The following is a 22,233-nucleotide window of genomic DNA, read 5'->3' on the forward strand; positions in this document are numbered from 1 at the left end:
GACTCTAAGGAATGGAGACGATAACAACATAAAATCTAGGTATTTCAATGATAAACAATAAAGGCTTCATTCCTCTTCTTATGTATATGCTGGTCGCCTTTGGTGGGATCATGGTGGATATCATTGTTCCTTCCTTGCCTTCAATGCGATCGGCATTAGGGGCGAGTGAAACCATGACCCAATGGGCATTTACGGCCGCGATGCTTGGCTTTGGTTTGGGGCAGTTGATTGCCGGATTTGTGGTGGATGCTTATGGCCGTAAAAAGCCGATGCTGATTGGTGGCATGGTATTGGTCGTGAGTTTGATGCTGACGATGATGATGAGCTCGATGCAAGCAGTGATCGGTTTGCGCTTATTGCAAGGGCTGTCAGTTTCGTTTGTTTGTGTTGGTGGACGAGCGGTCGTAAAAGATTTATTTCACGGTGATGCTTATCTAAAAGCAATAAACTGGTTGACGATTTCGTTTGCGATGGGGATAACTTTATCGCCTTTTGTCGGAGGTTATATTGAAACCCTATTTGGTTGGCAGATGGTGTTTATCTTTTTAGCGGTCTGGGTCAGTATTGGTTGTGTGTTGTTATGGTTATTTTTTGAAGAAACGCACCTTAATCGTGAGCCGTTACATTTAAGCACCATGAAAGCGAATCTTAGCGATATTTTATTGAATAAAAACTTCCAATATATTGCGTTAGCATGCGGTATTTTTTACAGCATTCTGCCCACTTTCAATACCGTATCGTCATTTCTTATCCAAGAAACCTTAGGCTATAGCCCTGTATTTTATGGTTATCTGGCATTGGCTTTAGGCGGCTGTTGGTTAATCGGTAATATCACCAACCACTTCTTATTTCATATCACCGCAATGCGTAAAACCGTGGTATCGCTAGGTTTGTCATTATTGGCAGTGTTGCTCGGTATTGGTTATCAATTTGAATTTGGGTTAAATATATACGCCTTTATCGCCCCAATTGGTTTGATTATCTTTTCGCTGGGGATGTTATTTCCGCTTTATCTTGGCCATGCATTAGGGCCTTTTAGTCATATTGCAGGTATTGCCAATGCGTTGGTATTTTCGGTTTGTTGGTTGTGCACTGCGCTTATTTCCCTGCTTGCATCTTCGTTACCGCTAGACAGCGGCATCCCATTAATGGCGATGTATTTGGTGTTGATTGTATTGGCGATGGGTTTGGTCAAAAAAATCAAATAATGATCCGAGATCGTTTTAGCGATTGATGTTATCACCGGCTTAAATCTCATTATGGATAGATCTGTCCATAATGATTGGATCCTTTGACTCTTTATCCACGATGACTATTTTGTCATAATTAGCCCATCAAACATTCAGAATAAAGTGCAAAGGAAAATCCGATGAAAGCGAGCGGTTACCAACAAAACCTAGCATCAACAAACGAACTGTCATTACAAGATATTGACGTTGCCATACCATCTGCAACAGGGCGCGATATTTTAGTAGAAGTGAAGGCTGTATCGGTTAATCCTATCGATTTTAAACTTCGCCAGAATATGCCTGCACCTGAAAATGAACACAAAATATTAGGCTTTGATGCGACAGGTATTGTTAAGTCTGTTGGTGAGAATGTCACTCTATTTAAGCCTGGTGATAAAGTGTGGTATGCCGGTGATATTAGTCGTTCTGGCAGCAACGCTCAATTTCAACTTGTCGATGAGCGCATTGTGGGTCAGATGCCAAGCTCCTTATCTTTTGCGGAAGCGGCGGCGTTACCACTGACAACCATTACCGCATGGGAAATGCTATTTGACCGCTTGAAGGTCGACAAAACCAATTCTAATAAGAGTATTTTGGTGATTGGTGCGGCCGGTGGTGTCGGCTCTATCATGGTTCAGTTGATTAAAAACTTAACCGATCTGACGGTTATTGCTTCCGCTTCTCGCCCAGAAACCGTGGCATGGTTAGAAGATCTAGGTGCCGATCATGTGATAAACCACACCAACCTATTAAGTGAAGAATTTACCGCTCAGCAATTGGGGGAGGTTGATTATGTGGTGGGCTTAAATAATACCACTCAACATTTAGTTGAAATTGAAAAAGTACTCAAACCTCAGGGCCAGTTTGCACTGATCGATGATCCTGAAACACTCGATATCATGTTGTTTAAAAAGAAAAGTATTTCTGTGCATTGGGAGATGATGTTTACTCGCTCTCTTTATCAAACAGAGGATATGCAGTCTCAGCATCAGTTATTGAATATAACCGCGAATATGATTGATAAAGGACTGCTGAGAACGACGCTAGGTAAGCATATGGGCAAAATAAATGCTCAAAATCTACGACAAGCACATCAGTTATTAGAGACTCAAACTGCAAAAGGGAAAATCGTCCTCGAAGGGTTTTAACGAGCAAGACAGAACCATCTGGCATGAAAGAATGCTCTCAATTGTAGTTGAAATATAGGTTAATTAAATCAATGTGTTGAGTTGGTTTAATTAACGATACAACTGAGAGTAATTAGGAATGTGGTTGCTCCAAAACGGAGGCGCGCCGATATGATGTTGTACCGAAGTAATAAATTCTCGGACTAATATCGGTTGTTGTCGATGCGGGTAGACCACATAAATACCGGTATCCATAGTCGACAGTCGGTGCTCGGTCAGTAACGGAAATAGCCGAGATTCGGTAATCGGCTGCTCAAGATTAAATAAATCAATCAAACTGTAACCTATCCCATCTTTGACCGCTGCCATTAAGGTGCGTACATCACTGACTTTATAGTTACCCTGCATTTTGTAATTTTCCCAATCACTCTTATGTGGCGTTTTACTGATGCGTAATTTATCTAACACCGTATCGCCATTGGTGAAAATAACGGCGGGCAGTTTAATTAATTCATCTGGCGTGGTGGGTGTGCCATGCTTTTGGATAAAAAGTTCGGATGCAATAATCGCAAATTGAGTCGGTGCTATTTTCTTAGCAATTAAATTAGACTCATTCAATTTTCCCACTCTAAACGCCAAATCAAAATGGTCGGTGATGATGTCCGTTTGCTTATCCGCCAGTATTAATGAGATTTCGACTTGTGGGTATTGCGCCATAAATTTAGAAATAACTGGCTGTAAATACTCTTGTCCCCAGAAGATCGGCGCGGTGATCCGCAGTTTGCCTTTCGGCTCGAATTGATGAGTATTGGCGATGGTTTGGATCTCATCTAATGTCACTTTTAACTGGGTGGCTTTTTTTAATATTTCTTCACCGACAGGGGTAAGCGAAAAGGAGCGAGTGGAACGCCAAGACTAGTCTCTAGTTTCTTGATTTGTTTCGATAATGAGGAGTTGTCCATTTCATGCAATGCAGCGGCTTTTGAAAATGAATTCTGTTGTACCACATCTATAAATAGAGACAGCTGAGTAACAATCGACATAAGAACTCCTTATTGCGTAATCAATCGATTATATCTATAAGGTTATTGGGAGTGCAATCACGGCTAGGTTATGGGCTTAACTCAATTGGAATGACTGCTCTTACCGCTTCTCAATATAAAGGATTAAACTGCCGACTCGAAAGCCAAATTTGGTCATGTCGGTTTTATTGAATAAGCGCTTTTCATCGATAAGGTGCATCCAATCATCTAAGGTAAGTTGATAGGTGGTGCCTTGCGATTCTATGTTCATGTCATATTTCCAATACAAGGCCGATCCGCTGGTGGTGCCGGTCGCGGTGCCGATCACATCGCTGGCATGACCTTGGTATTGATTGTCGGATAATTTTTCTAAATACCACACCCGAGTCGATTTCTCACCATCATCAAATTCAAACCATTCTTTGAGCTCGCCTTGGTTGCCTTTCCATGAACCGATCAAATCCACGTTAAAGCGTCGAGTCACATTGCCGGAGCGATCCAGCACCATGCCGTAGGCTTTGAGTTTACCGTCAAAGAATTGTTCGAGTTTCAACTCCGGCGTGGTATTGGCGTATTGCTCTAAGCTATTTGGGCTGCATCCGGTGAGCAGCAAGGTAAGAAATACTATGATCAGTTTCATGTGAGTTCCTCTCGATTGCGTTTATTGGGGCTGTGATCCTAATAATTGTTGGCGCAGTTTGGGTTCGGATGTTTTGGGGGATAACCAAATACTCAAAAAGGCGGGCCCAAAATCGACGTCTTTAATCGAACCCATTGCTTTTACTGAGTGAGTCGCATGGCTGGCAAAATAAAATGCACTCACACCTTGTGGGTTAACCAATAAGGTTAATTGATTGCCAGAGCTGACGTTGGGCCAAATTTTATCTAATTCAGCGAGCCAAACGTCGGTCTGATTGGAGGTGATCCCTAGCCGCTGCCATTGATCTTGAGTCGCTTCCAGTAAGTCATTTTTTGAGATGGATTTAAGGTAAGTTAGGCGTAATGCTTTGGTATCGGATTGATCAACATTGCGATGGCTGGCAAATAATTCAGCTTGGTATAAATCCCAAAACAGATACTGCATCTTGCCTTGGCCCAATTTGTGTAATTGAGCGAGATTCAACCCCTCATCGCTGTGAGCTGAAACGGAAAAGCTAAGTAATATCAATGATAAACATAATTTAAACATAACCACTCCTTTATCTTTTCCTTATATCCATTCGATTCAATATTTGAGCAATTGGAATGCGCAAAAAAAGCCACAGATCCGTACTTGGCACAGCCTACGCTATGGCACTTTATGATTGATTGTCTGTTTATTGAGGGCTTTTTTGCGCCGATTTTTAGGATTAAGTGCGGCTACTTTATGCTTTAAAATATATTTTTCAGCGGAAGCTGAATGCAATGGGTTAAGCATGCGATAGCACACCACCAGTAGCGGTAATAAAATGGCCCACGACAATGCTAATACGGTAATTAACCATGGATAATCCCATGTTGCTTGCATCGCACCGGCTTCTATTCCGGCTAAATAACTGCTGGTTCCTGAAATTGCCCCTAAGATATAGGCGAGCCATAAAGGTTTATTGGTGAGCCAATGTAGGCTGTGGTTAAAGCTGACTAACAACATTGCCCACAATAGTCCTAACCAAGGTGGAAAATAAATATATTGGCTGGAAAAAGTGGCGCTGGCAGAGAAAGTGCCAATGGCAAGATGAATACTATCGACCATTAAGGCAGGAGCCAGTAGCACTAACACTTTGGCATCGGCCAGCTTGGTTGGTGACAAGCCAAAGTGCAGCAACAAAATAGCGATCATCCAATAAGTGGCCTGTTCGGTATAAAAAGCCGCACAGAACCAACTCAGCTGGAACAGCGCGAGATTAATAATCCAAAATCGACGCATCATTCGGACTCATATAACGCGGTTTTCTTGCCATGACATGATGAGTGCTGATCACCCGCTCCATAAATGCTCCTTCGCAATAGCAAAGGTAGAATTGCCATAAACGTTTGAATTCTTGCTTATAACCGAGTTGCTCCAATTCACTCCAACTTGATTGAAAGGCTTGGTTCCAGTCGTTAAGCGTTCTGGCGTAATGCAAGCCAATATCTTGAATTTCGTCCACCACCATATCGGTACTGGTGGCGATGTGTTTGCTCATTTCGGCAATCGAAGGGAGGCAACCACCCGGGAAAATATACTTTTGAATAAAATCGACATTTTGACGGTACTGATGATAACGACTATCGGCAATGGTGATCGACTGCAATAGCATTTTGCCGCTGGGTTTTAGCAGTTGTGAGCATTGAGTAAAGAAAGTCGGTAAGTATTCATGTCCCACCGCTTCAATCATTTCAATCGATACTAGCTTGTCATATTGACCTTCCAATAAGCGATAATCTTGTTTGAGTAACGTGATCTTATCTTCTAAACCCCATTGTTTGACTTGCTGTTGCGCATAATCAAATTGCGCATCGGATATGGTGGTCGTGGTGACATGGCAACCGATATGTTGCGCCATATAAATCGCTAACCCGCCCCAACCCGTACCAATTTCAATCACGCTATCCGTCGGTTGCAGTTCAAGTCGCTGACAAATTAGCTGCATTTTATATTGCTGCGCGGCGGCTAAATCGGCGGTCTCTTGGCTGTATATCGCCGATGAATACAGCATGGATGGATCGAGGAAGCGTTGGTATAACTCATTACCGATATCGTAATGGGCAAGAATGTTGCGCTTCGATCCGGTCTCGCTGTTGAGGTTTTGACGGCGTAGCCACCAGTTTTTAATACTGCTTATCCAGCGGGTTTTACTTTCAATTTGATCGAGTTGAGTTTGGTTACGCGCCATTATTTGAATAAGCGCGGTGAGGTTGGGAGAGCTCCATTTAGCGTCAATGTAAGCTTCAGCCGCGCCAATGCTGCCGTTAAATATCATGTCTTTGAAAAAGCTGCTGTCATGGATAGTAATTTGACCTTTAAGCGGCGCATTATCCTCACCAAAAATACGGCGATGCTTGCCTTCTACTATAGTCAGTTGACTATCGGTTAAATGAGTTAAGATCGAAAAGATCAGTTGACGATACTGTTGATGATCTTGGTTTGATAAACTTGCGCTTAACGATCCTGATCGTAATGAGGCTTCAGAATTGAGTGCATTACTTTGCTTTGCTAAATGATCCATTTTAACCTCGACTCTTGATAACGGTTTCTTGTTTTACTGCTCTTTTTTACTTATTTTTTCTGTATAGCTTGCTTTATTTGGCGTGCGGATGAGCGACAAAAGGCACCCGTTTAACCAATAATTTTAAGGCTTGCCAGTAAATTCCCACTACAATCTTTAAAGTGATAGATGGCGTGCTCGTCACTGTTTTGGCTAACTGGCGCGTATCGAATGTTCGTTTTTTTAACGCCAGTGTTGCATCAAATACTTTGTCTTTTTTATCTTGCTCTAAGCCATTGTGATCTTGTTTATTGGCATTGAATTTGTGGTTCTCAATGTGCACTAAGGCATGGCTATCTGGTGCCGATACCCTCCAGTGGTAATCCATATTGAGTGTCATAAAAGGTGACACATGAAAGGCTTTTTTGGTCACCGTTGGCGCATTTGGATCGACTAGATAATAATGTCGCTCTTTCCAAGGTGTGTTGCTGACCTCGGCTAACATCCATTGGCATTGCTGATCTTGGTCGTAGCAAAAATAAAAATTTACTGGGCTAAAATACAAACCTAAACAACGGCATTGCGCCAACATCAAGACTCTATTGTTGCTATTCCAATCAGCGCCTAAGCTCTGTAGTTTCAAACCAATACGCTGCTTGAGTGAGTCTGGATCATTTTTTAAACGATTATTTTTATCATTTTCTTGAGTCTCATCTTGCTTCAAATAATCTTGCTCACAAAAGCGGATTGGATTGAACCATTTAGTGCCAAATAATCGACTTTTTTGAGTCAGATGATGCAGTTCATCCAGATCGATGCCCAACATATAAAGCTGGTAGCTAAATTGATGAGGAATACCCCCAAAGCGACGATGGCGAACGCTGCCGACATAGATCCCGCTATGGTCGCTAACATGGCTTATCGCGGGGCTAACAGGCTGGCCGCTTGGCTTATGGGTAGGTTTGTTTGACTGAGTTATCATAGTGATACGCCAAAGTGTTGTGTCACATCGAGCGCGCTGCGCACCCCATCTTCATGAAAGCCGCTATACCAATAAGCGCCGACAAAATGAGTGTGATTTTTGCCCGAAATTTTCGAACGTTGTTTTTGCGCCGCCACACTATCGCTATTTAATACCGGATGATGGTAAATAAACTTTTGAATGATTTTGCTGGCATCAATACTGTCGGTTTGATTTAAGGTGACACAAAAGGTTGAAGCGCTTTCAAAGCCTTGCAATATGTTCATGTTGTAAGTCACGCATGCTTGGCGTGGTGGTTTGCTGTTTTTATTGATATCTGAAGCGAGTGGTTTACGCTCATCTGACAATAAATCGCCATCGCCTAACAGATCGCCATCAAGCAAATAATTCCAACTGGCCCAAGCCAACTTTCGCTTCGGTAGCAAGGCGGTATCGGTATGCAAAACCACTTCATTACGGCTATAGGGAATATTACCGAGTACGGCTTTTTCGTCTTCGCTGGCATCGCTTAATAAGGCGAGAGCTTGATCTGAGTGACAAGCAAAAATAACCTCATCAAATACCTGCGTTTGTGGCAAGCCATTGGCCGAACTTGGGTTGAGCACAATCGACACGCTATCTTGGTGACGAGTCACGGATTGAATATCACTTTGAGTGAGTACCGGTTTGGTCAGGCGAGATAGGATCTGATCCACATACGATTTTGAACCGCCTGCAACCACATACCATTGAGGGCGATCGCTAATGTTGAGTAAGCCATGGTGATAGAAAAATTGAATGAAAAATTTCAGTTCAAATGCTTTCATCTCTTTTAGGCTGGTGGACCAAATCGCCGCCCCCATAGGTAAAATATAATGCTCGGCAAAAAAATCAGAAAAAGAATTGGCGTGTAAGAAGTCACCTAAGGTCTGGTTATTTTCAATGGCATCGCGGTGAAATAACGATTTGCACTGCTTATTAAATTTGATGATCTCTAACAGCAAACGCCAAAAACGTGGACGAAATAGATTACGACGCTGGGCAAATAATGAATTAATGTTATTGCCGTTATACTCAAATCCAGTGGTGCGATTGTGGACACTAAAACTCATTTCAGTGGCACGTTTATTGACACCGAGTGTATCGAGTAACTTGTTAAAGTTAGGGTAAGTTCGGTCATTAAACACAATAAAACCGGTGTCTATCGCATGGTTTTGACCATTATGAGTGATGTCGATGGTGGCAGTATGGCCTCCAACATAATCATTTTTTTCAAATACCGTAATATCGAATTTTTCACCTGAACGATAATTATCGAGTAAATAGGCGCAGGTTAAGCCTGAGATGCCAGAGCCTACAATTGCAATTTTTTTCATTAGGTCATCCTTACCGCTAAGTAGCGCCAAATAAAGTGAGGTAAACAACGTAAAATCTTCATGATCAAAACAAAGCTCAATGGCACATTGATTTCCGCTTTCCCTTTGCTTATCCCTTGTATGATTTTCTGCGCGGCCACTTGGCTGGTAAGTATCATCGGCATCGGGAAATTATTGCGCTCGGTGAGCGGGGTATCGACAAAACCGGGTTGCACCACCGACACTGAAATATGGTGAGGCTTTAAGGTTAGCGCTAAGGTTTTGGCTAAATAAGTCAACCCAGCTTTTGATGCTCCGTAGGCTTCTGCTTTTGGTAAGGGCAAAATAGCGGCGCTGGAGCTGACTAAGACTAATCGACCGCCTTGGGTGATGTTTTTTAACCAAGCTTGCAAGCCATAGCCAATGGAAATTAAGTTGATATTGATGGTTCGCTCAAAGGCCTCGGCATTAAAATTAAGCGGATCTTGTATGTAGTAGCAATCACCGGCATTTAAGATCAGTAAATCGATGTCGTGCTCAAGTTGTGGGTAGTGATGAAAATCGGTTAACTCGAAACAAAGCGTGCGAATGTACGAATTGCTATCCGCCAATCGTTGTAATTTCTCTTCGCTGCGACCACAGGCAATCACTTGATGTCCTTGGTTTGCGTAGCGAATGGCGAGTTCTTTGCCAATACCAGAAGTGGCACCTGTTATCATGACCTTCATATTTATTCCCCTGCTCGCTGTTTGATGGTTTTAATCACGCGACCGAGTAAAGGAATATGTTCATAAACCATCGCGCCGACATCCAAATAATCACGGTGATATCCGACCATCCCTTCTCGTTGCTTTAAATGAGAGTGCCCTTCGACCTTAATCGGTTGGTGATGGTTGAGCTTGCGATGGGTGTAAGTCATAGTCCAATAAATGGCTGCTTCGTGATCTGATTCCACCACATGATGGATAGCAAATTGGCAGTGTTCGACATGGGTATAAATGTTTTTGAAGTAGGCGACTAAGGCACAAATACCGCTCACATGATGCAGTGGATCGATAAACTCGACCTCAGAATGATAAACCTGATGCAGCAACTTAAAGTCTTGCGGCTGCGAGCCTGCTTGCTGCCGATCTAGCTTTGAAGTGCCTAACGCTTGATACATAACGATGAAGTTTTGCAGCCAAGGTTGATGGCGAGTGTGCGGCTCTGATCCGTCAGTCATGTCGATATCCTTATTCTTTTTCTTGCTTAACCCTCCATATGGTCATTCACTTTATAAGTTCAGATTAGCTCTGCTTAAAAAAGTTAATCGCTCGCTGGCGGGCAAATTTATGTTCGACCAAAGGTGGCCAATACTGCTCACTTTTCCCTTGTTTGCTTAAATAGTCATGCGGGAAATGCAGTTGCTTATTTGGCACATTTTTTAGCTCTGGTAGATATTTACGAATGAAGTCGCCATTTGGATCAAATCTTTGGCTCTGTAGGATAGGATTAAAAACACGAAAGTAAGGTTGGGCATCACAGCCTGTGCTGGCGACCCATTGCCAACCGCCATTATTGGCACTGAAATCACCATCGATTAACTGCGACATAAAAAAATGCTCGCCCCAATGCCAATCAATTAATAAGTGCTTAGTTAAAAAGCTGCCGACAATCATTCGCAAGCGATTATGCATCCAGCCAGTTTGGCGTAGCTGTCTCATCGCAGCATCGACAATCGGGTAACCGGTTTTACCTTCACACCATGCTTGAAAATCGGCGTTATCATTACGCCACATTAAGCGGTTATATTTAGTTTGAAAGCACTCACCGGTTATTAAACGTGGGTGATGATGGAGCAAATGCTTATAAAAATCGCGCCAAATCAGCTCATTCAGCCAAGCAAAAGAAGGGTGTTCTGAGTGATAAAGCACTTGAGGATCACGCTGAATAAGTTGCGCTGCCAGTTGTCTGGCACTGAGCGCACCAATGGCAAGGTAGGGGGATAAGCAAGAAGTGCCTTTTACCGAAGGAATATCACGTTGCTGTGAATAATCCGCCACTTTATTAGCCAAAAAATCAGGGATCACTTGGGCTTGTACATCATCAATTAATGGCCAGTGACTCGAGTCTACTCGCGGATAATCAAACAAGATTGGTTCAGATTGAGGTACAGATTTCTGCGATTGGTCGAGCGAGGCTTTCTTGTGCGAGGATCGACTGGTCGGTGTAGATTGTGGCGGATCGCGATATTGCACTCCAACTTCTCGGATGTAATTGACCCAAGCTTTTTTAAACGGAGTAAAGACTTTAAACATCTCGCCTTGTTGGTTGAGTATTTTTCCTAGCGGCGCAATGGTATCGCAATCAAAGAGTTGCAAATCAAGACCCGCTTCTATCACTTGTTGATCTCGTTCGATTTCATTGCGTTCAGGTTCACGGTTGGCCACAAGGTGTTGGATATTATTAGCCTGACAAAACTCGACTAATCGCTCGACTTGATCGCTAAAATCATTGGCTTGTAGATGAATAAAATGAATGCCGATTTCCGCCAACTGGGTAGCAAATAATTCAAGATGGCGATGCAACAAATCCGCTTTGATGGGCGCTAAGTGATGTTGCTGCCATTGCTGTGGTGTCGAAATAAATAGTGCGTATTTGGGTGCGTCGTTTGCCGCTTGTGGCTTATTTTCTAAGTCGGATGGCAACAGATGCTTATCATTTAATAATGACAGTAGCGCCGGATTATCTGCTAGGCGAACATCTCGGCGGATCCAATAAAGTGAGCTCAATATCCATACCTCAGTTTGAGTTCTTTCGGGTGTGGCGTTAAGTAAACCTGATCGCTTAAATATTCATTTGGGAATTCTTTTAAATGATGGTTGATTAAGGTCAACGGTACTAATAATGGAGAGTAGCCCTCGCGGTAGGCGTTGATCTCCTCACTTAACGCTTGTTTTTTTTCGGCGGTTAATTGCTTTTTAAAGTAGCCTTGTAGGTGCTGCAAAGTGTTAGTGTGCGATTTACGAGTGGCTTTGATTTTTAGCGCCGTCATTAAGCCGAGAATGTATTGATCGGCTTGCTGCTCTAATGGCTGGTCAGCACGGGCGAGTAGCTGACCAAGGGCGCGATAACTTTCAATATGATGACTCATCACCAGATACTTATGAGCGCGATGAAAGGTAATGAGTTTATGTTTGGTCAGACCCGATTTTCTGGTTTTAAGCCAACGATGATAAACAAAAATGCGGGTAATAAAGTTTTCTTTGATCACCGGATCATTTAAGCGATCGTTTTCTTCAACCGGCAAGCAGGGATTGGCTTGCATAACCTGCTCGGCAAATACGCCAACCCCAGTTGAGGCTGAACCTTTGCCGTGATGATAATACACTTTGACTCTTTCCATACCGCAGGTTGGGCTTTTGGCGCAGAAAATAAATCCTGCCATATCAAAAGTGGTTTTGGCATGAGCTTGACCAAAATCTTTTAAAGCTTGGGTGACATCGCCGCTGCCATCGGGTTGGGAGACGGTAATAATATCGTCATTGAGAATTTGGCGAATGGTCGGTCTTGGCGTTGGTAAGCCGATAGCCACTTCTGGGCACACAGGGACAAAGTCGGCAAATTCACCCAGTTGATCGGTGCAAAATGCCGAACGCTTATGGCCAGCATTAAAGCGAACTTTCTGTCCTAGCACACAAGCACTGATGCCGATTGTCAGTTTTGAATCCATATAAAACCTCATATTCTCTATTTTTGCTACGTGGTAAAAAAAATGGAGTAAGTGCTAGGGGCTGTTGATCTTTCGTGATTAAATTTTGTTCGAGAGCAACAGCCTCTAGTAAATAAACTTACCGATTGGGTTAAGTAACTGGCTCCCCCCTTGAGTAAAGTGAATCGCATCATTGGAAACCGTCAAGCAAACACAGCCTTGCTCTGTGAGTGGGCTATGAGTGTGCTTGCCATCCAACCATATAAAATCGCCCGCGTTATATTCCCCCATATCATCGTGAAAACTGCTCTCCAGCAGCAAGGTGATTTCAAAACCATTATGGGTATGAGTTGGAATGCCGCCACCTTTGGCAAGGTGTAGCAGTGACATTTTTAAGTGACCATCATCCAGCACCGCGCGAGCGCGAGAGATCTTGCCAAATCCTTGCCATGGTTTTAAGCCGATCGATCTCATGGCTCGTGGCAGGGCAATACGGGTGCCGTTGATCTCAATTTCAGTCACTGTTTTGGGTAATGGTGTCTCGGAAGCCATTTTATCTTCCGTCACATCAATACTGGTGATGCTGTCCATCATGCTGATTTCGTCTATGGTCATATCTAGATCATCTAGATCAGATGACTGCACTAAAATCTCTTGACCTGAAGCCTGTTGAAATAATGCCTTCGCCGACTGCTCGGTTAATTGCATGCTGCGTTGCTGGCAGTGTAGGCATATCTCAACGTGACTGGCCACCACAATTGAAACCGATACGGGTAAATCGCCATCGACGAAACGCTGTAAAATGGTCGTAGTCGGGTGATGTTTAATCATGCTCCTTCTCCCCCATGTATTGCTTTAATTTCTCCAACGCTAATCGCAATCTTGATTTGATCGTACCTATCGGAATATCAAGATGTTGTGCCAGTTGCTCTTGTGATAGGTCTTGATAATAAAGACCTCTTATCACTTGTTGCTGAGCTTCTGGAAGGCGATCGAGGTGCAGAAGTAAATGCTTAGAGAGCAGGTGATCTTCAAATTGATGAGTTTGCTCTGTGTTGTGGGCACTGTCGATAATCGAATCTAGTGGCCAAATATCATCCGATAATGACTCTTCTGAGCGAGATTGGATTTGGCGTAACATATCAAAAGCAGTATTACGCATTATGGTGTATATCCAAGTGGTCGCCGCGCTTTTATCGGGATGATACAAATGGGCTTTGCGCCATACTTTGGTCATGGTTTCTTGAATCAATTCTTTGGCTAAGGCTTCGCTGTTGAGTTTACTGATACCAAAGCGTTTTATTTTGGGTGCAAAGAATGTAAACAAGACATTAAAAGCGTTCTTATCCTGATGCTTGGCGACCAATATCAGATATGGGGTTAGATCTGTTGGCAATAAAGGTTGGGCAGCGATGATGATCTCCTTGTCGATTACTCGATACACAATTTGCTGCATAGTCATCACCTTCATTGAATTCATATTGAGTAATACGTTATCAAGCCATGATTGGATCAGGTGTTTTTTGCAGCGACGTTAAAAAGTTTACAACATCTTGAAAGCCTTTGGTTTTAAATCTTCATCATCGACACTTTAGCTTACTATTTACTTCGACTTGGTCCGAATACCAGAAATTAAGTGGCCAATTATAATTGAAAGTACAGCAAGGTAGGTTTAAAGCACCATAAGGGGGATAAGGGGGATACCAGCTTGTTGTGTTTGAGCGGTTTTGTCGTCGCTAAAAATAGGCGTTTAAAACATCAATCATTAATACTTACATTTAATATGGGTACTTTGATCACAGAATGGAAACAACGGGTTGCGGTTAGCTCACGAACTACAGGTGTTTATGTTTCTTTTTTGTTAGACATATATTAAAACAGACGCCCCTGATCTCACCTAGGAAATGTCATTATGTCCATGCTTGAAAAAGAATCGGTTATTCCGAATAACTCCCGTTATTTAGGTCTTTTTATTGGGCCCCTTATTTTACTTCTTACTTTAATTATTTCACCGCCATTGGAAGGCTTAAGTGTGCCCGCTTGGCGCATGATCGGTTTGGCGACCTTGATGGCGGTGTGGTGGGTGACTGAAGCGGCGCCGATTCCTGTTACCTCATTTCTGCCGATTATTCTATCGCCGTTATTAGGTACTGCTTCAATAAAAGAAGCGACCGCGGCATTTGCCAATCCACTGATTTTCTTATTTTTGGGTGGCTTCTTGCTTTCGATTGCGATGGAGAAGTGGAATCTGCATAAACGTGTGGCCTTGTTGGCGATGTTGACGGTAGGCAATAAACCAGCCCATCAAATTGGTGGCTTAATGATGGTAACCGCATTCTTGTCGATGTGGATGAGTAATACCGCGACCGCTGTAATGATGCTGCCGATTGGTATGTCGATCATTGGTATTGTGTGTGGCGAAAAGCGCGATAAAAACCCAGAATTTGCCAGTGCGTTGCTGTTAGGTATTGCATATTCAGCCAGTATTGGTGGCTTGGCGACTTTAATTGGAACGCCACCCAATGCCTTACTTGCGGCCTACTTAGCTGACAGTTACAACATGGAATTAGGTTTTGGCAAGTGGATGATGGTGGGTTTGCCATTGTCGATCATTATGCTGGGCTTTACTTGGGTTTGGCTGACTAAAATTTCTTATAAATTACCCGATACCCAAGAAGGCGATGCGACTAGCTTATTAGGTAAGCAATTAAAAGCGCTAGGTAAGTTGAGTAAAGCGGAGAAATGGGTCGCGGTTATCTTTGTTGGCGCGGCGCTCAGTTGGGTGTTCCGTCCGTTATTAGCTAAATGGACAGGGTTGCCAATTAACGATACCAGTATCGCGATGTTTGCGGCTTTGTTGTTGTTTATTATTCCCATCAATGTGAAGAAACAAGAGTTTATTTTGGATTGGGAAAGCACTAAGAAACTGCCTTGGGGCGTATTGTTGTTATTTGGTGGTGGTTTAAGTCTGGCAGCGCAAATAAAAAGCTCAGGCTTGGCTGATTTCATCGGGGATAGCTTAGCGTCAACTGGTGGCATGCCAATTATTATCGTGATGTTGATTGTGACCGCGGCGATTATTTTCTTAACCGAAGTGACCAGTAATACTGCCACGGCCGCTGGCTTCTTACCATTACTTGGGCCAATTGCGATTGCGATGGGACAAAGTCCTGCAATGTTAGCGATACCTGCGGCATTAGCGGCCAGTTGTGCCTTTATGATGCCAGTAGCAACACCGCCAAACAGTATTGTGTTTGCATCGGGTCAGTTGCGAATTAAAGAGATGATCCGCGCCGGATTTATGCTCAATATTGTCGGTATTTTCTTTATTACAGGGATCAGCTATACCTTAGCCGCTTGGGTGTTTGGATTGTAAGGCGAGACTGTATTTAGAAGTGTATTGTTAAAATAAAATGCGGCGTGACTCGTTAATTGAGTCACGCCGCATTTTTTTGTTATTGAGGAAAGCTAAAGCGAGATTCCCTATCTGCTCGTTCTACTCGCGTATGGAATGACAACTTATTTCAGTCACGCTCACGGTGTAATGACGGTTTATTTCAGTCATGTTTACGGTTGAAGCGCTGATCTGTGAGCATTTTATCCGTGATCTCGCTTTATGCTTTTTCTTTGGCTTTAGTGGGCTAGCTTATAGGTTCTCACAGCAAAGCGAACCACTTTACTTACATGGTTTGACGAGTCGCCGCTACCACGATTTCACGAATACAAACGCCTTGTGGCTGTTGGTAAGCAAACGCCACAGTGCGAGCGATATCATCAGCAACTAATGCGCCACCCATGCTTGCAGTCCAATCTTTGTAACCATCTTTAATCGCATCTGATGTGGTGTGCGATAACAATTCCGTATCCACTGCGCCAGGGGCAATGGTGGTGACACGAACATTAGAATCGGCCACTTCTTCGCGTACATTTTCAGAAATCGCATGTACCGCGAATTTACTGCCACAATAAGCGGCGTGATTACCAAAGGTTTTGCGTCCTGCCACCGAGCTGATGTTAATGATAGTGCCAGTTTGACGTGCTTTCATTGGTGCAAGCACCGCCTGCATGCCATTCATTAAGCCAATCACGTTAACATCAAACATGGTTTTCCATTCGCTGGCATCTTGTTGATCCAGTTGACCTAATAACATGCTGCCAGCGTTGTTGACTAAACCATCGACTGGGCCAAATTTGGCTTCAGCAATGGCAACCGCATCAACAAAGCTTTGTGCATTAGTCACATCGACTTTAGCGCACAAGGTATTTGGCAAGTTTAATGCTTCTAAACGATCAACGCGACGCGCCAATAATAAAAGAGGGTGACCTTCGCCGCTTAAACGACGGGCGATAGCTTCACCAATACCAGAACTTGCACCTGTAATTACGATTAACTTTTTCATGTGATCACCTTTTTATGACGAAATTGGTTGTCAGAATATTTGATTAAGAGACAAGGTTTTGTTGTCGCTTGTTGGTATCGGTGTATCTTACGGATAATATTAATGTTGATATATATGGCATTGGTTGAAATACTGTTTCTATATGGAAACAATAAGTGGTTTGGATAGTTAAGGTGGGACAACAAGATGATCAATCAAATTAACTTAAGCGATATCCGCACTTTTGTGTTGATCGCCGAACTGGGCAATTTTACCAAAGCCGCCGAGGCGCTAGAGGTATCACGTTCACATGTCTCCAAGCAGATCTCCCAACTGGAAAGGCAAATGGGGGTGACATTATTGTTGCGAACGACCCGTACTTTAAAATTGACGGCGGCAGGTGAACAATTCTTCCATCAATGCCAAACCAATCTGCAAGGGATCAATCAAGCATTATTAGTGGCGCTGGATGATGTCGAGCAGGTGCGCGGACACATTAAAATTAACTGTGTTGGGGGCTATCTGGGGGAGGAAATCGTCGCCTCCATGTTGTCGAGTTTTATGCTGCAATATCCGGATGTGTCGTTAGAAATGGATTTTAGCAGTCATCGGGTTGATTTGATTTCAGACCAGTTTGATGTGGCATTTCGGATGGGGCAATTAGAAGATGCAGGCTTCATTGGCAAAAAATTACTCGATTTAGAGATGGTGACGCTCGCTAGTCCAAGCTATTTATCGGCCAATGGCCAAGCATTAGATCACCCGAAAGACTTACTACAACATAACTGTTTAACTGGCTCAGTTAAAAAGTGGCATCACCAAACCGTCGCATTGCCACCGTCAGATTTTGATGTGCAAGTGCAAGGGCAATTTCAATGTAAAAATGGTCGCTCATTATTAAACGCAGCGGTGGCTGGGTGCGGCCTGATCCGAGTGCCGAGTATTTATTGTCGCGAGTTGATCGAGCAAGGGAAGCTAGTGAAAGTCATGCCCGATTGGCAGATCCCCAATGTGGCCTTTTCGGCGATTTACCATAAAGACCGTTATCAGCCCAAGCGCCTACGTTTATTGATTGAGCATATTCAGCTGGAATTTGAAAAGCTGTAAGTCATTCGAACCAAAATAATGCAGGGTTTACTCTAAAATCTTTGGCCAACGTTGATCGGCGCTTTCAATCAAATCTTCCATATTGGCGAGAAATTTATCCTGAATATTTTGATCGTAATTGATATACAGTTTCTTGTTGTAAATAGTCCATTGTAGAGGCGAACCCGGTGCGAGTGAGTTGTCTGCACCTAGCGCCCAAGCACAATAGCCACCATATTGCGGTGCGTATTTTTTAGGCTCTGCTTTAAAGGCGATTAAGTTTTTTTTGCTTGAAAACCACCATACCGCGCCTTGATAAGTCGTTTTGAATTGTTTACTGCCTTGCACCGCTTTCCCTTGGGTAAAGTAGGCCACTGTGTCATAACCTTTTAGGGCTTTATCACTAAAATGCGTGGTGTAAATAGCATCGCTGGCAGCCATCACCTGAGTGCCAAACAAGGCTTGAGTACTCAGTAGTAAGGTGAAAATTAGGATCTTCCAGTAACGTTTCATCATATCTTCTCCATAAGTTTTGATGTGTTTTACTGTGTCTTTATATATTTTATCAGTATTTAGAATGATTAGAATAAATAGAACGAGTTAGGCTGGATAAAATTTCATTACTTTTACTTTATGAGTGTGGTTCTTAATTTTTATCTTTCATGCCCGAGGGTCTTATGGTTAAACCATGCTTCATGTATACTGGTAGTAATGTATAAATAACCAGTGGAATCATGATGGATCCTTCTTTATTACTCGATGGTCTCAACGACCGACAACGTGAAGCCGTAGCTGCGCCGCTTGAGAACTTGTTAGTACTCGCGGGGGCTGGCAGTGGTAAAACACGAGTATTGGTTCATCGTATTGCTTGGTTATTATCGGTGGAACAAGCGTCGCCGTTTTCAATTCTGTCGGTAACCTTCACCAATAAAGCAGCGGCCGAAATGCGTGGACGGATTGAAGAGTTAATGATGGGCACTTCATCAGGCATGTGGAACGGGACTTTCCATGGTATTTGTCATCGTATTCTTCGCGCTCACTATATGGATGCTAAACTACCAGAAGATTTCCAGATCTTAGATTCTGAAGATCAGCTGCGTTTATTGCGCCGTTTGATTAAAGCGCAAAACTTAGATGAAAAACAATGGCCGGCCAAACAAGCATGCTGGTGGATCAATGGTAAAAAAGATGAAGGTCTGCGCCCAAGTCATATTGATACCTATCACGATCCGGTTGCTAAAACCTATCTGCAAATTTATCAAGCCTATCAAGAAGCGTGTGATCGCGCGGGTCTTATCGACTTTGCTGAAATCTTATTACGTTGCCATGAATTACTGCGCGATAAAGTGCATATTCGTGAGCATTACCAAGCGCGCTTTAAGCACATTTTGGTGGACGAATTCCAAGATACCAACAACATTCAATACGCTTGGCTACGCATGATGGCAGGGCGTGATGCCCATGTGATGATCGTGGGCGATGATGATCAATCTATCTATGGTTGGCGTGGTGCACAAATTGAAAACATTCAAAAGTTCCTGCGTGAATTTACCGCCGCACGCACCATTCGCTTAGAGCAAAATTATCGCTCAACCAAAAATATTTTGAATGCTGCCAATGAGCTGATCAGTAATAACACCGAGCGCATGGGCAAGGATTTATGGACCGATGGCGATGAAGGTGAGCCGATCTCGCTTTATTCTGCTTATAACGATCTCGATGAAGCACGCTTTGCGGTCAGTAAAATAAAAGAATGGCATGAAAAAGGCACCCCGCTCACCAGTTGCGCGATGTTGTATCGTAACAATGCGCAATCGCGAGTCTTGGAAGAGGCATTAATTCAAGCTCGTTTGCCGTATCGTATTTATGGCGGTCAACGTTTCTTCGAGCGCCAAGAAATTAAAGATGCATTAGGTTATTTGCGTCTAATGAATAATCGCAATGATGATGTGGCTTTTGAGCGAATTGTGAATACCCCCACGCGCGGTTTAGGGGATAAAACCCTTGAAACCATCCGTATGACCGCGCGCGATCGTGGCATTACTTTGTGGCAAGCGGGGATACAATTAATTGAAGAAAAGGTGCTGCCTAACCGCGCCGCAATGGCATTTGGTCGTTTTGTCGAATTAATTGTGGCGCTGGAAGATGATACTTACGATCTCGCCTTACATGAGCAATTTGATCATGCGATTAAATCGTCGGGCTTGTTCACCATGTATGAAACCGAGAAGGGCGAAAAATCGCAAGCTCGTATCGAGAACTTGGAAGAATTAGTCACCGCTGCGCGTCAATTTGAAAAGCCAGAAGAAGCGGATGACATGAGTATGTTGTCGGCATTTTTATCGCATGCAGCACTTGAAGCCGGCGAAGGGCAAGCGGATGAGTTTACCGATGCGGTGCAACTTATGACGCTGCACAGTGCTAAAGGTTTGGAGTTCCCGTTAGTGTTTATGGTTGGGGTGGAAGAGGGGATGTTCCCTAATCAAATGTCGGCAGAAGATGCGGCGCGTTTAGAAGAAGAGCGTCGACTTTGTTATGTTGGTATGACCCGAGCGATGCAAAAGCTCTACATTATCTATGCAGAAATGCGCCGAGTGTATGGGCAAGAGAAATACCATAAACCGTCACGTTTTATTCGCGAGATCCCAGAAAGCTGTGTTGAAGAAGTGCGGATGAAAGCGCAAGTTAGCCGCCCAGCAACGTCTGGTCGTTTTGGCTCAAGTGCGGTTAAGGAAACCTTCAACAGCACTGGTTATGGGTTAGGCCAAAGAGTCAGTCACCCTAAATTTGGTGAAGGGACTATCATTAATTTTGAGGGCAGTGGTCAGCAAAGCCGAGTGCAAGTGGCGTTTAATGGCGAAGGAATAAAATGGTTAGTGACCGCTTACGCGAAACTTGAAAAATTATAACCTCTTGGTGATTAAAGTGGTGTTGTTATGCGCCTTCATTATTCACGGGATCGCAGTAAATAGTCATACGTTTTAAAGTAATATATTTGAGAAATAGGTAAAGAATAAGTAATGGAAAAAAACTACGCAAAACTGGTGAACTCAGCGGCATGGGCTGCCATGGTCATTGCCTCTATCTTGTTATTGGTCAAAGTCGTGGCGTGGTGGCAAACCAACTCGGTCAGCTTATTGGCTTCTTTAGTTGATTCTTTATTGGATTTAGCCGCCTCAGTAACTAATTTATTAGTGGTGCGTTACGCATTGCAACCGGCGGATGATGATCATCAGTTTGGGCATGGTAAAGCAGAATCGTTAGCCGCGTTGGCGCAAGCAATGTTTATTTCAGGTTCGGCTTGTTTCTTATTGCTAAACGGGGTTGAACGTTTCTTTCGCCCACAAGCGTTAGTGTCTCCCGAGATTGGGGTATGGGTCAGCGCCTTTGCTATTGTCTTAACTTCAGGGTTAGTGATATTCCAAAAGCATGTGGTGCGTAAAACCGGTAGCCAAGCGATCGCCGCCGATTCGCTGCATTATCAAACCGATTTATACATGAACATTGCCATTATGATTGCCTTAGTTCTAAGTTGGTATGGCTACAAACAAGCGGATGCAGTATTTGCGGTTGGGATTGGTCTCTATATTCTTTACAGTGCTTACCAAATGGCGCAAGAAGCGGTGCAATCGTTACTCGACCGTCAACTACCCGAAGAAGAAGTGGAAGCGATCCACTCTGCTTGCGTGTCGATTGAAGGGGTATTAGGCGCACATGACTTACGCACTCGGATGTCGGGGCCAATGCGCTTTATTCAAATACATATCGAACTGGATGATGATTTGCCATTAATAGAAGCGCATCGCATTTCCGATGAAGTGGAAGAAAAACTCGATAGATTATTCCCTCACTCCGATGTCATCATTCACCAAGATCCGATATCCGTCGTACCTGCAGCAAAGTATCGACCGTTAAATTAGCCAGTTGAGAAAAAATTGCATAAAATAATCGGATAAAAAGTGTGACAAAGATCATTCAATTAGAGACAAATTACTCACAATTGACTATCTTGTTCACATATGAAAAAACTTGCGTGAAAGTGATGTGAATCAACATGCTGTCATAACAAGCTTGTATATTGCTTATAACGTTATAAAAATGCCTATACTGGCAGATAAAACAACATAAACTTACGGTCAAGTAACGGTAAGTAAAGACATTGGATCTCAGATTAAATTGGCAAAGATTAGCCAAAAATGCAGTAGAAGATCCAAGT

At 43.3% G+C, this 22,233-nt stretch carries 20 protein-coding genes and 1 pseudogene; 6 read left to right on the forward strand and 15 right to left on the reverse strand.

Features of this window, described 5'->3' with window-relative positions; all coding sequences use genetic code 11:
- The first annotated feature begins 47 nt into the window (after positions 1-47).
- Positions 48-1,208, forward strand: a complete 1,161-nt coding sequence (locus tag GFB47_RS00825) for an MFS transporter (RefSeq protein WP_153445781.1) — start codon at positions 48-50, stop codon at positions 1,206-1,208.
- 161 nt (positions 1,209-1,369) lie between these two features.
- Entirely contained in the window at positions 1,370-2,377 is a 1,008-nt protein-coding gene (locus GFB47_RS00830) for a zinc-binding alcohol dehydrogenase family protein (RefSeq protein ID WP_153445783.1), read from the forward strand.
- Positions 2,378-2,467: 90 nt separating this feature from the next.
- On the opposite strand, the pseudogene GFB47_RS00835 reads toward GFB47_RS00830, so the two are convergent.
- The 13 genes and pseudogenes from GFB47_RS00835 to GFB47_RS00895 form a co-directional block, all read right to left on the reverse strand.
- Positions 2,468-3,399: pseudogene (locus GFB47_RS00835) on the reverse strand (LysR family transcriptional regulator).
- Positions 3,400-3,499: 100 nt separating this feature from the next.
- Positions 3,500-4,018 (reverse strand): DUF3833 domain-containing protein, encoded by a 519-nt coding sequence (locus GFB47_RS00840; protein ID WP_153445784.1) that lies wholly within the window; start codon positions 4,016-4,018, stop codon positions 3,500-3,502.
- Between the two features lie 21 nt (positions 4,019-4,039).
- Positions 4,040-4,567 carry a chalcone isomerase family protein gene (locus tag GFB47_RS00845; protein ID WP_153445786.1) on the reverse strand — a complete coding sequence of 176 codons (528 nt, stop codon included), beginning with the start codon at positions 4,565-4,567 and terminating at the stop codon, positions 4,040-4,042.
- Positions 4,568-4,666: 99 nt separating this feature from the next.
- A complete protein-coding gene (locus GFB47_RS00850) occupies positions 4,667-5,287 on the reverse strand; it encodes a DUF2878 domain-containing protein (protein WP_153445788.1) in 621 nt (206 codons plus the stop codon).
- The gene (locus tag GFB47_RS00855) at positions 5,262-6,566 is read right to left on the reverse strand and encodes an SAM-dependent methyltransferase (RefSeq protein WP_153445790.1); all 1,305 of its coding nucleotides are present in this window, start codon (positions 6,564-6,566) and stop codon (positions 5,262-5,264) included. Before GFB47_RS00855 ends, GFB47_RS00850 begins: the two co-directional genes overlap by 26 nt.
- Positions 6,567-6,639: 73 nt before the next feature.
- Entirely contained in the window at positions 6,640-7,527 is an 888-nt protein-coding gene (locus GFB47_RS00860; protein ID WP_153445792.1) for a DUF1365 domain-containing protein, read from the reverse strand.
- Positions 7,524-8,882 (reverse strand): NAD(P)/FAD-dependent oxidoreductase, encoded by a 1,359-nt coding sequence (locus GFB47_RS00865; RefSeq protein ID WP_153445794.1) that lies wholly within the window; start codon positions 8,880-8,882, stop codon positions 7,524-7,526. The genes GFB47_RS00860 and GFB47_RS00865 overlap by 4 nt, the downstream gene beginning before the upstream one ends.
- Complete coding sequence (locus tag GFB47_RS00870; RefSeq protein WP_153445795.1) at positions 8,882-9,589, reverse strand: SDR family NAD(P)-dependent oxidoreductase; 708 nt, start codon at positions 9,587-9,589, stop codon at positions 8,882-8,884. Before GFB47_RS00870 ends, GFB47_RS00865 begins: the two co-directional genes overlap by 1 nt.
- Positions 9,590-9,591: 2 nt before the next feature.
- On the reverse strand, positions 9,592-10,083 hold the full coding sequence (locus tag GFB47_RS00875; protein WP_153445797.1) for a nuclear transport factor 2 family protein: 492 nt from the start codon (positions 10,081-10,083) through the stop codon (positions 9,592-9,594).
- 64 nt (positions 10,084-10,147) lie between these two features.
- On the reverse strand, positions 10,148-11,632 hold the full coding sequence (phrB, locus tag GFB47_RS00880; protein WP_153445799.1) for a deoxyribodipyrimidine photo-lyase: 1,485 nt from the start codon (positions 11,630-11,632) through the stop codon (positions 10,148-10,150).
- The gene (locus GFB47_RS00885) at positions 11,629-12,573 is read right to left on the reverse strand and encodes a YbgA family protein (RefSeq protein WP_153445800.1); all 945 of its coding nucleotides are present in this window, start codon (positions 12,571-12,573) and stop codon (positions 11,629-11,631) included. Before GFB47_RS00885 ends, phrB begins: the two co-directional genes overlap by 4 nt.
- 105 nt (positions 12,574-12,678) lie before the next feature.
- Positions 12,679-13,383 carry a ChrR family anti-sigma-E factor gene (locus GFB47_RS00890; protein WP_153445802.1) on the reverse strand — a complete coding sequence of 235 codons (705 nt, stop codon included), beginning with the start codon at positions 13,381-13,383 and terminating at the stop codon, positions 12,679-12,681.
- Positions 13,376-14,008: a sigma-70 family RNA polymerase sigma factor gene (locus tag GFB47_RS00895; RefSeq protein ID WP_153445804.1), complete on the reverse strand. Its 633-nt coding sequence runs from the start codon at positions 14,006-14,008 to the stop codon at positions 13,376-13,378. The genes GFB47_RS00890 and GFB47_RS00895 overlap by 8 nt, the downstream gene beginning before the upstream one ends.
- 456 nt (positions 14,009-14,464) lie before the next feature.
- Here GFB47_RS00895 and GFB47_RS00900 point away from each other — a divergent pair, with 456 nt between their 5' ends.
- Positions 14,465-15,928, forward strand: a complete 1,464-nt coding sequence (locus GFB47_RS00900) for an SLC13 family permease (RefSeq protein WP_153445806.1) — start codon at positions 14,465-14,467, stop codon at positions 15,926-15,928.
- Between the two features lie 304 nt (positions 15,929-16,232).
- Here the strand turns inward: GFB47_RS00900 and GFB47_RS00905 are convergent, their stop codons facing one another.
- Entirely contained in the window at positions 16,233-16,952 is a 720-nt protein-coding gene (locus GFB47_RS00905) for an SDR family oxidoreductase (RefSeq protein WP_153445808.1), read from the reverse strand.
- A 186-nt stretch (positions 16,953-17,138) separates the two neighbouring features.
- Here GFB47_RS00905 and GFB47_RS00910 point away from each other — a divergent pair, with 186 nt between their 5' ends.
- Positions 17,139-18,038 carry a LysR family transcriptional regulator gene (locus GFB47_RS00910; protein ID WP_153445810.1) on the forward strand — a complete coding sequence of 300 codons (900 nt, stop codon included), beginning with the start codon at positions 17,139-17,141 and terminating at the stop codon, positions 18,036-18,038.
- Positions 18,039-18,065: 27 nt separating this feature from the next.
- Here GFB47_RS00910 and GFB47_RS00915 read toward each other — a convergent pair whose 3' ends face one another.
- Positions 18,066-18,530, reverse strand: a complete 465-nt coding sequence (locus GFB47_RS00915; RefSeq protein ID WP_153448094.1) for a YHS domain-containing (seleno)protein — start codon at positions 18,528-18,530, stop codon at positions 18,066-18,068.
- Between the two features lie 221 nt (positions 18,531-18,751).
- Here GFB47_RS00915 and uvrD point away from each other — a divergent pair, with 221 nt between their 5' ends.
- Together uvrD and fieF are read left to right on the forward strand one after the other, a co-directional pair.
- Positions 18,752-20,926 carry a DNA helicase II gene (gene uvrD / locus GFB47_RS00920; RefSeq protein WP_153445811.1) on the forward strand — a complete coding sequence of 725 codons (2,175 nt, stop codon included), beginning with the start codon at positions 18,752-18,754 and terminating at the stop codon, positions 20,924-20,926.
- A gap of 111 nt (positions 20,927-21,037) precedes the next feature.
- Positions 21,038-21,937, forward strand: coding sequence for a CDF family cation-efflux transporter FieF (gene fieF / locus GFB47_RS00925; RefSeq protein ID WP_153445813.1), 900 nt, complete (start codon positions 21,038-21,040; stop codon positions 21,935-21,937).
- Positions 21,938-22,233 lie beyond the last annotated feature (296 nt).

It is taken from the genome of Vibrio algicola, assembly GCF_009601765.2.
In the GTDB taxonomy this organism is placed as follows: domain Bacteria; phylum Pseudomonadota; class Gammaproteobacteria; order Enterobacterales; family Vibrionaceae; genus Vibrio; species Vibrio algicola.

Excerpts from the sequence above, each read along its gene's own strand:
- GFB47_RS00895 (WP_153445804.1), bottom strand. The coding sequence starts at position 14,008 with ATGCAGCAAATTGTGTATCGAGTAATCGACAAGGAGATCATCATCGCT.
- GFB47_RS00850 (WP_153445788.1), bottom strand. The coding sequence starts at position 5,287 with ATGATGCGTCGATTTTGGATTATTAATCTCGCGCTGTTCCAGCTGAGT.
- GFB47_RS00900 (WP_153445806.1), top strand. The coding sequence starts at position 14,465 with ATGTCCATGCTTGAAAAAGAATCGGTTATTCCGAATAACTCCCGTTAT.
- GFB47_RS00870 (WP_153445795.1), bottom strand. The coding sequence starts at position 9,589 with ATGAAGGTCATGATAACAGGTGCCACTTCTGGTATTGGCAAAGAACTC.
- GFB47_RS00825 (WP_153445781.1), top strand. The coding sequence starts at position 48 with ATGATAAACAATAAAGGCTTCATTCCTCTTCTTATGTATATGCTGGTC.
- GFB47_RS00915 (WP_153448094.1), bottom strand. The coding sequence starts at position 18,530 with ATGAAACGTTACTGGAAGATCCTAATTTTCACCTTACTACTGAGTACT.
- GFB47_RS00885 (WP_153445800.1), bottom strand. The coding sequence starts at position 12,573 with ATGGATTCAAAACTGACAATCGGCATCAGTGCTTGTGTGCTAGGACAG.
- GFB47_RS00830 (WP_153445783.1), top strand. The coding sequence starts at position 1,370 with ATGAAAGCGAGCGGTTACCAACAAAACCTAGCATCAACAAACGAACTG.
- GFB47_RS00860 (WP_153445792.1), bottom strand. The coding sequence starts at position 7,527 with ATGATAACTCAGTCAAACAAACCTACCCATAAGCCAAGCGGCCAGCCT.
- GFB47_RS00865 (WP_153445794.1), bottom strand. The coding sequence starts at position 8,882 with ATGAAAAAAATTGCAATTGTAGGCTCTGGCATCTCAGGCTTAACCTGC.
- uvrD (WP_153445811.1), top strand. The coding sequence starts at position 18,752 with ATGATGGATCCTTCTTTATTACTCGATGGTCTCAACGACCGACAACGT.
- GFB47_RS00845 (WP_153445786.1), bottom strand. The coding sequence starts at position 4,567 with ATGTTTAAATTATGTTTATCATTGATATTACTTAGCTTTTCCGTTTCA.
- GFB47_RS00855 (WP_153445790.1), bottom strand. The coding sequence starts at position 6,566 with ATGGATCATTTAGCAAAGCAAAGTAATGCACTCAATTCTGAAGCCTCA.
- GFB47_RS00905 (WP_153445808.1), bottom strand. The coding sequence starts at position 16,952 with ATGAAAAAGTTAATCGTAATTACAGGTGCAAGTTCTGGTATTGGTGAA.
- fieF (WP_153445813.1), top strand. The coding sequence starts at position 21,038 with ATGGAAAAAAACTACGCAAAACTGGTGAACTCAGCGGCATGGGCTGCC.
- GFB47_RS00910 (WP_153445810.1), top strand. The coding sequence starts at position 17,139 with ATGATCAATCAAATTAACTTAAGCGATATCCGCACTTTTGTGTTGATC.
- GFB47_RS00840 (WP_153445784.1), bottom strand. The coding sequence starts at position 4,018 with ATGAAACTGATCATAGTATTTCTTACCTTGCTGCTCACCGGATGCAGC.
- GFB47_RS00875 (WP_153445797.1), bottom strand. The coding sequence starts at position 10,083 with ATGACTGACGGATCAGAGCCGCACACTCGCCATCAACCTTGGCTGCAA.
- GFB47_RS00890 (WP_153445802.1), bottom strand. The coding sequence starts at position 13,383 with ATGATTAAACATCACCCGACTACGACCATTTTACAGCGTTTCGTCGAT.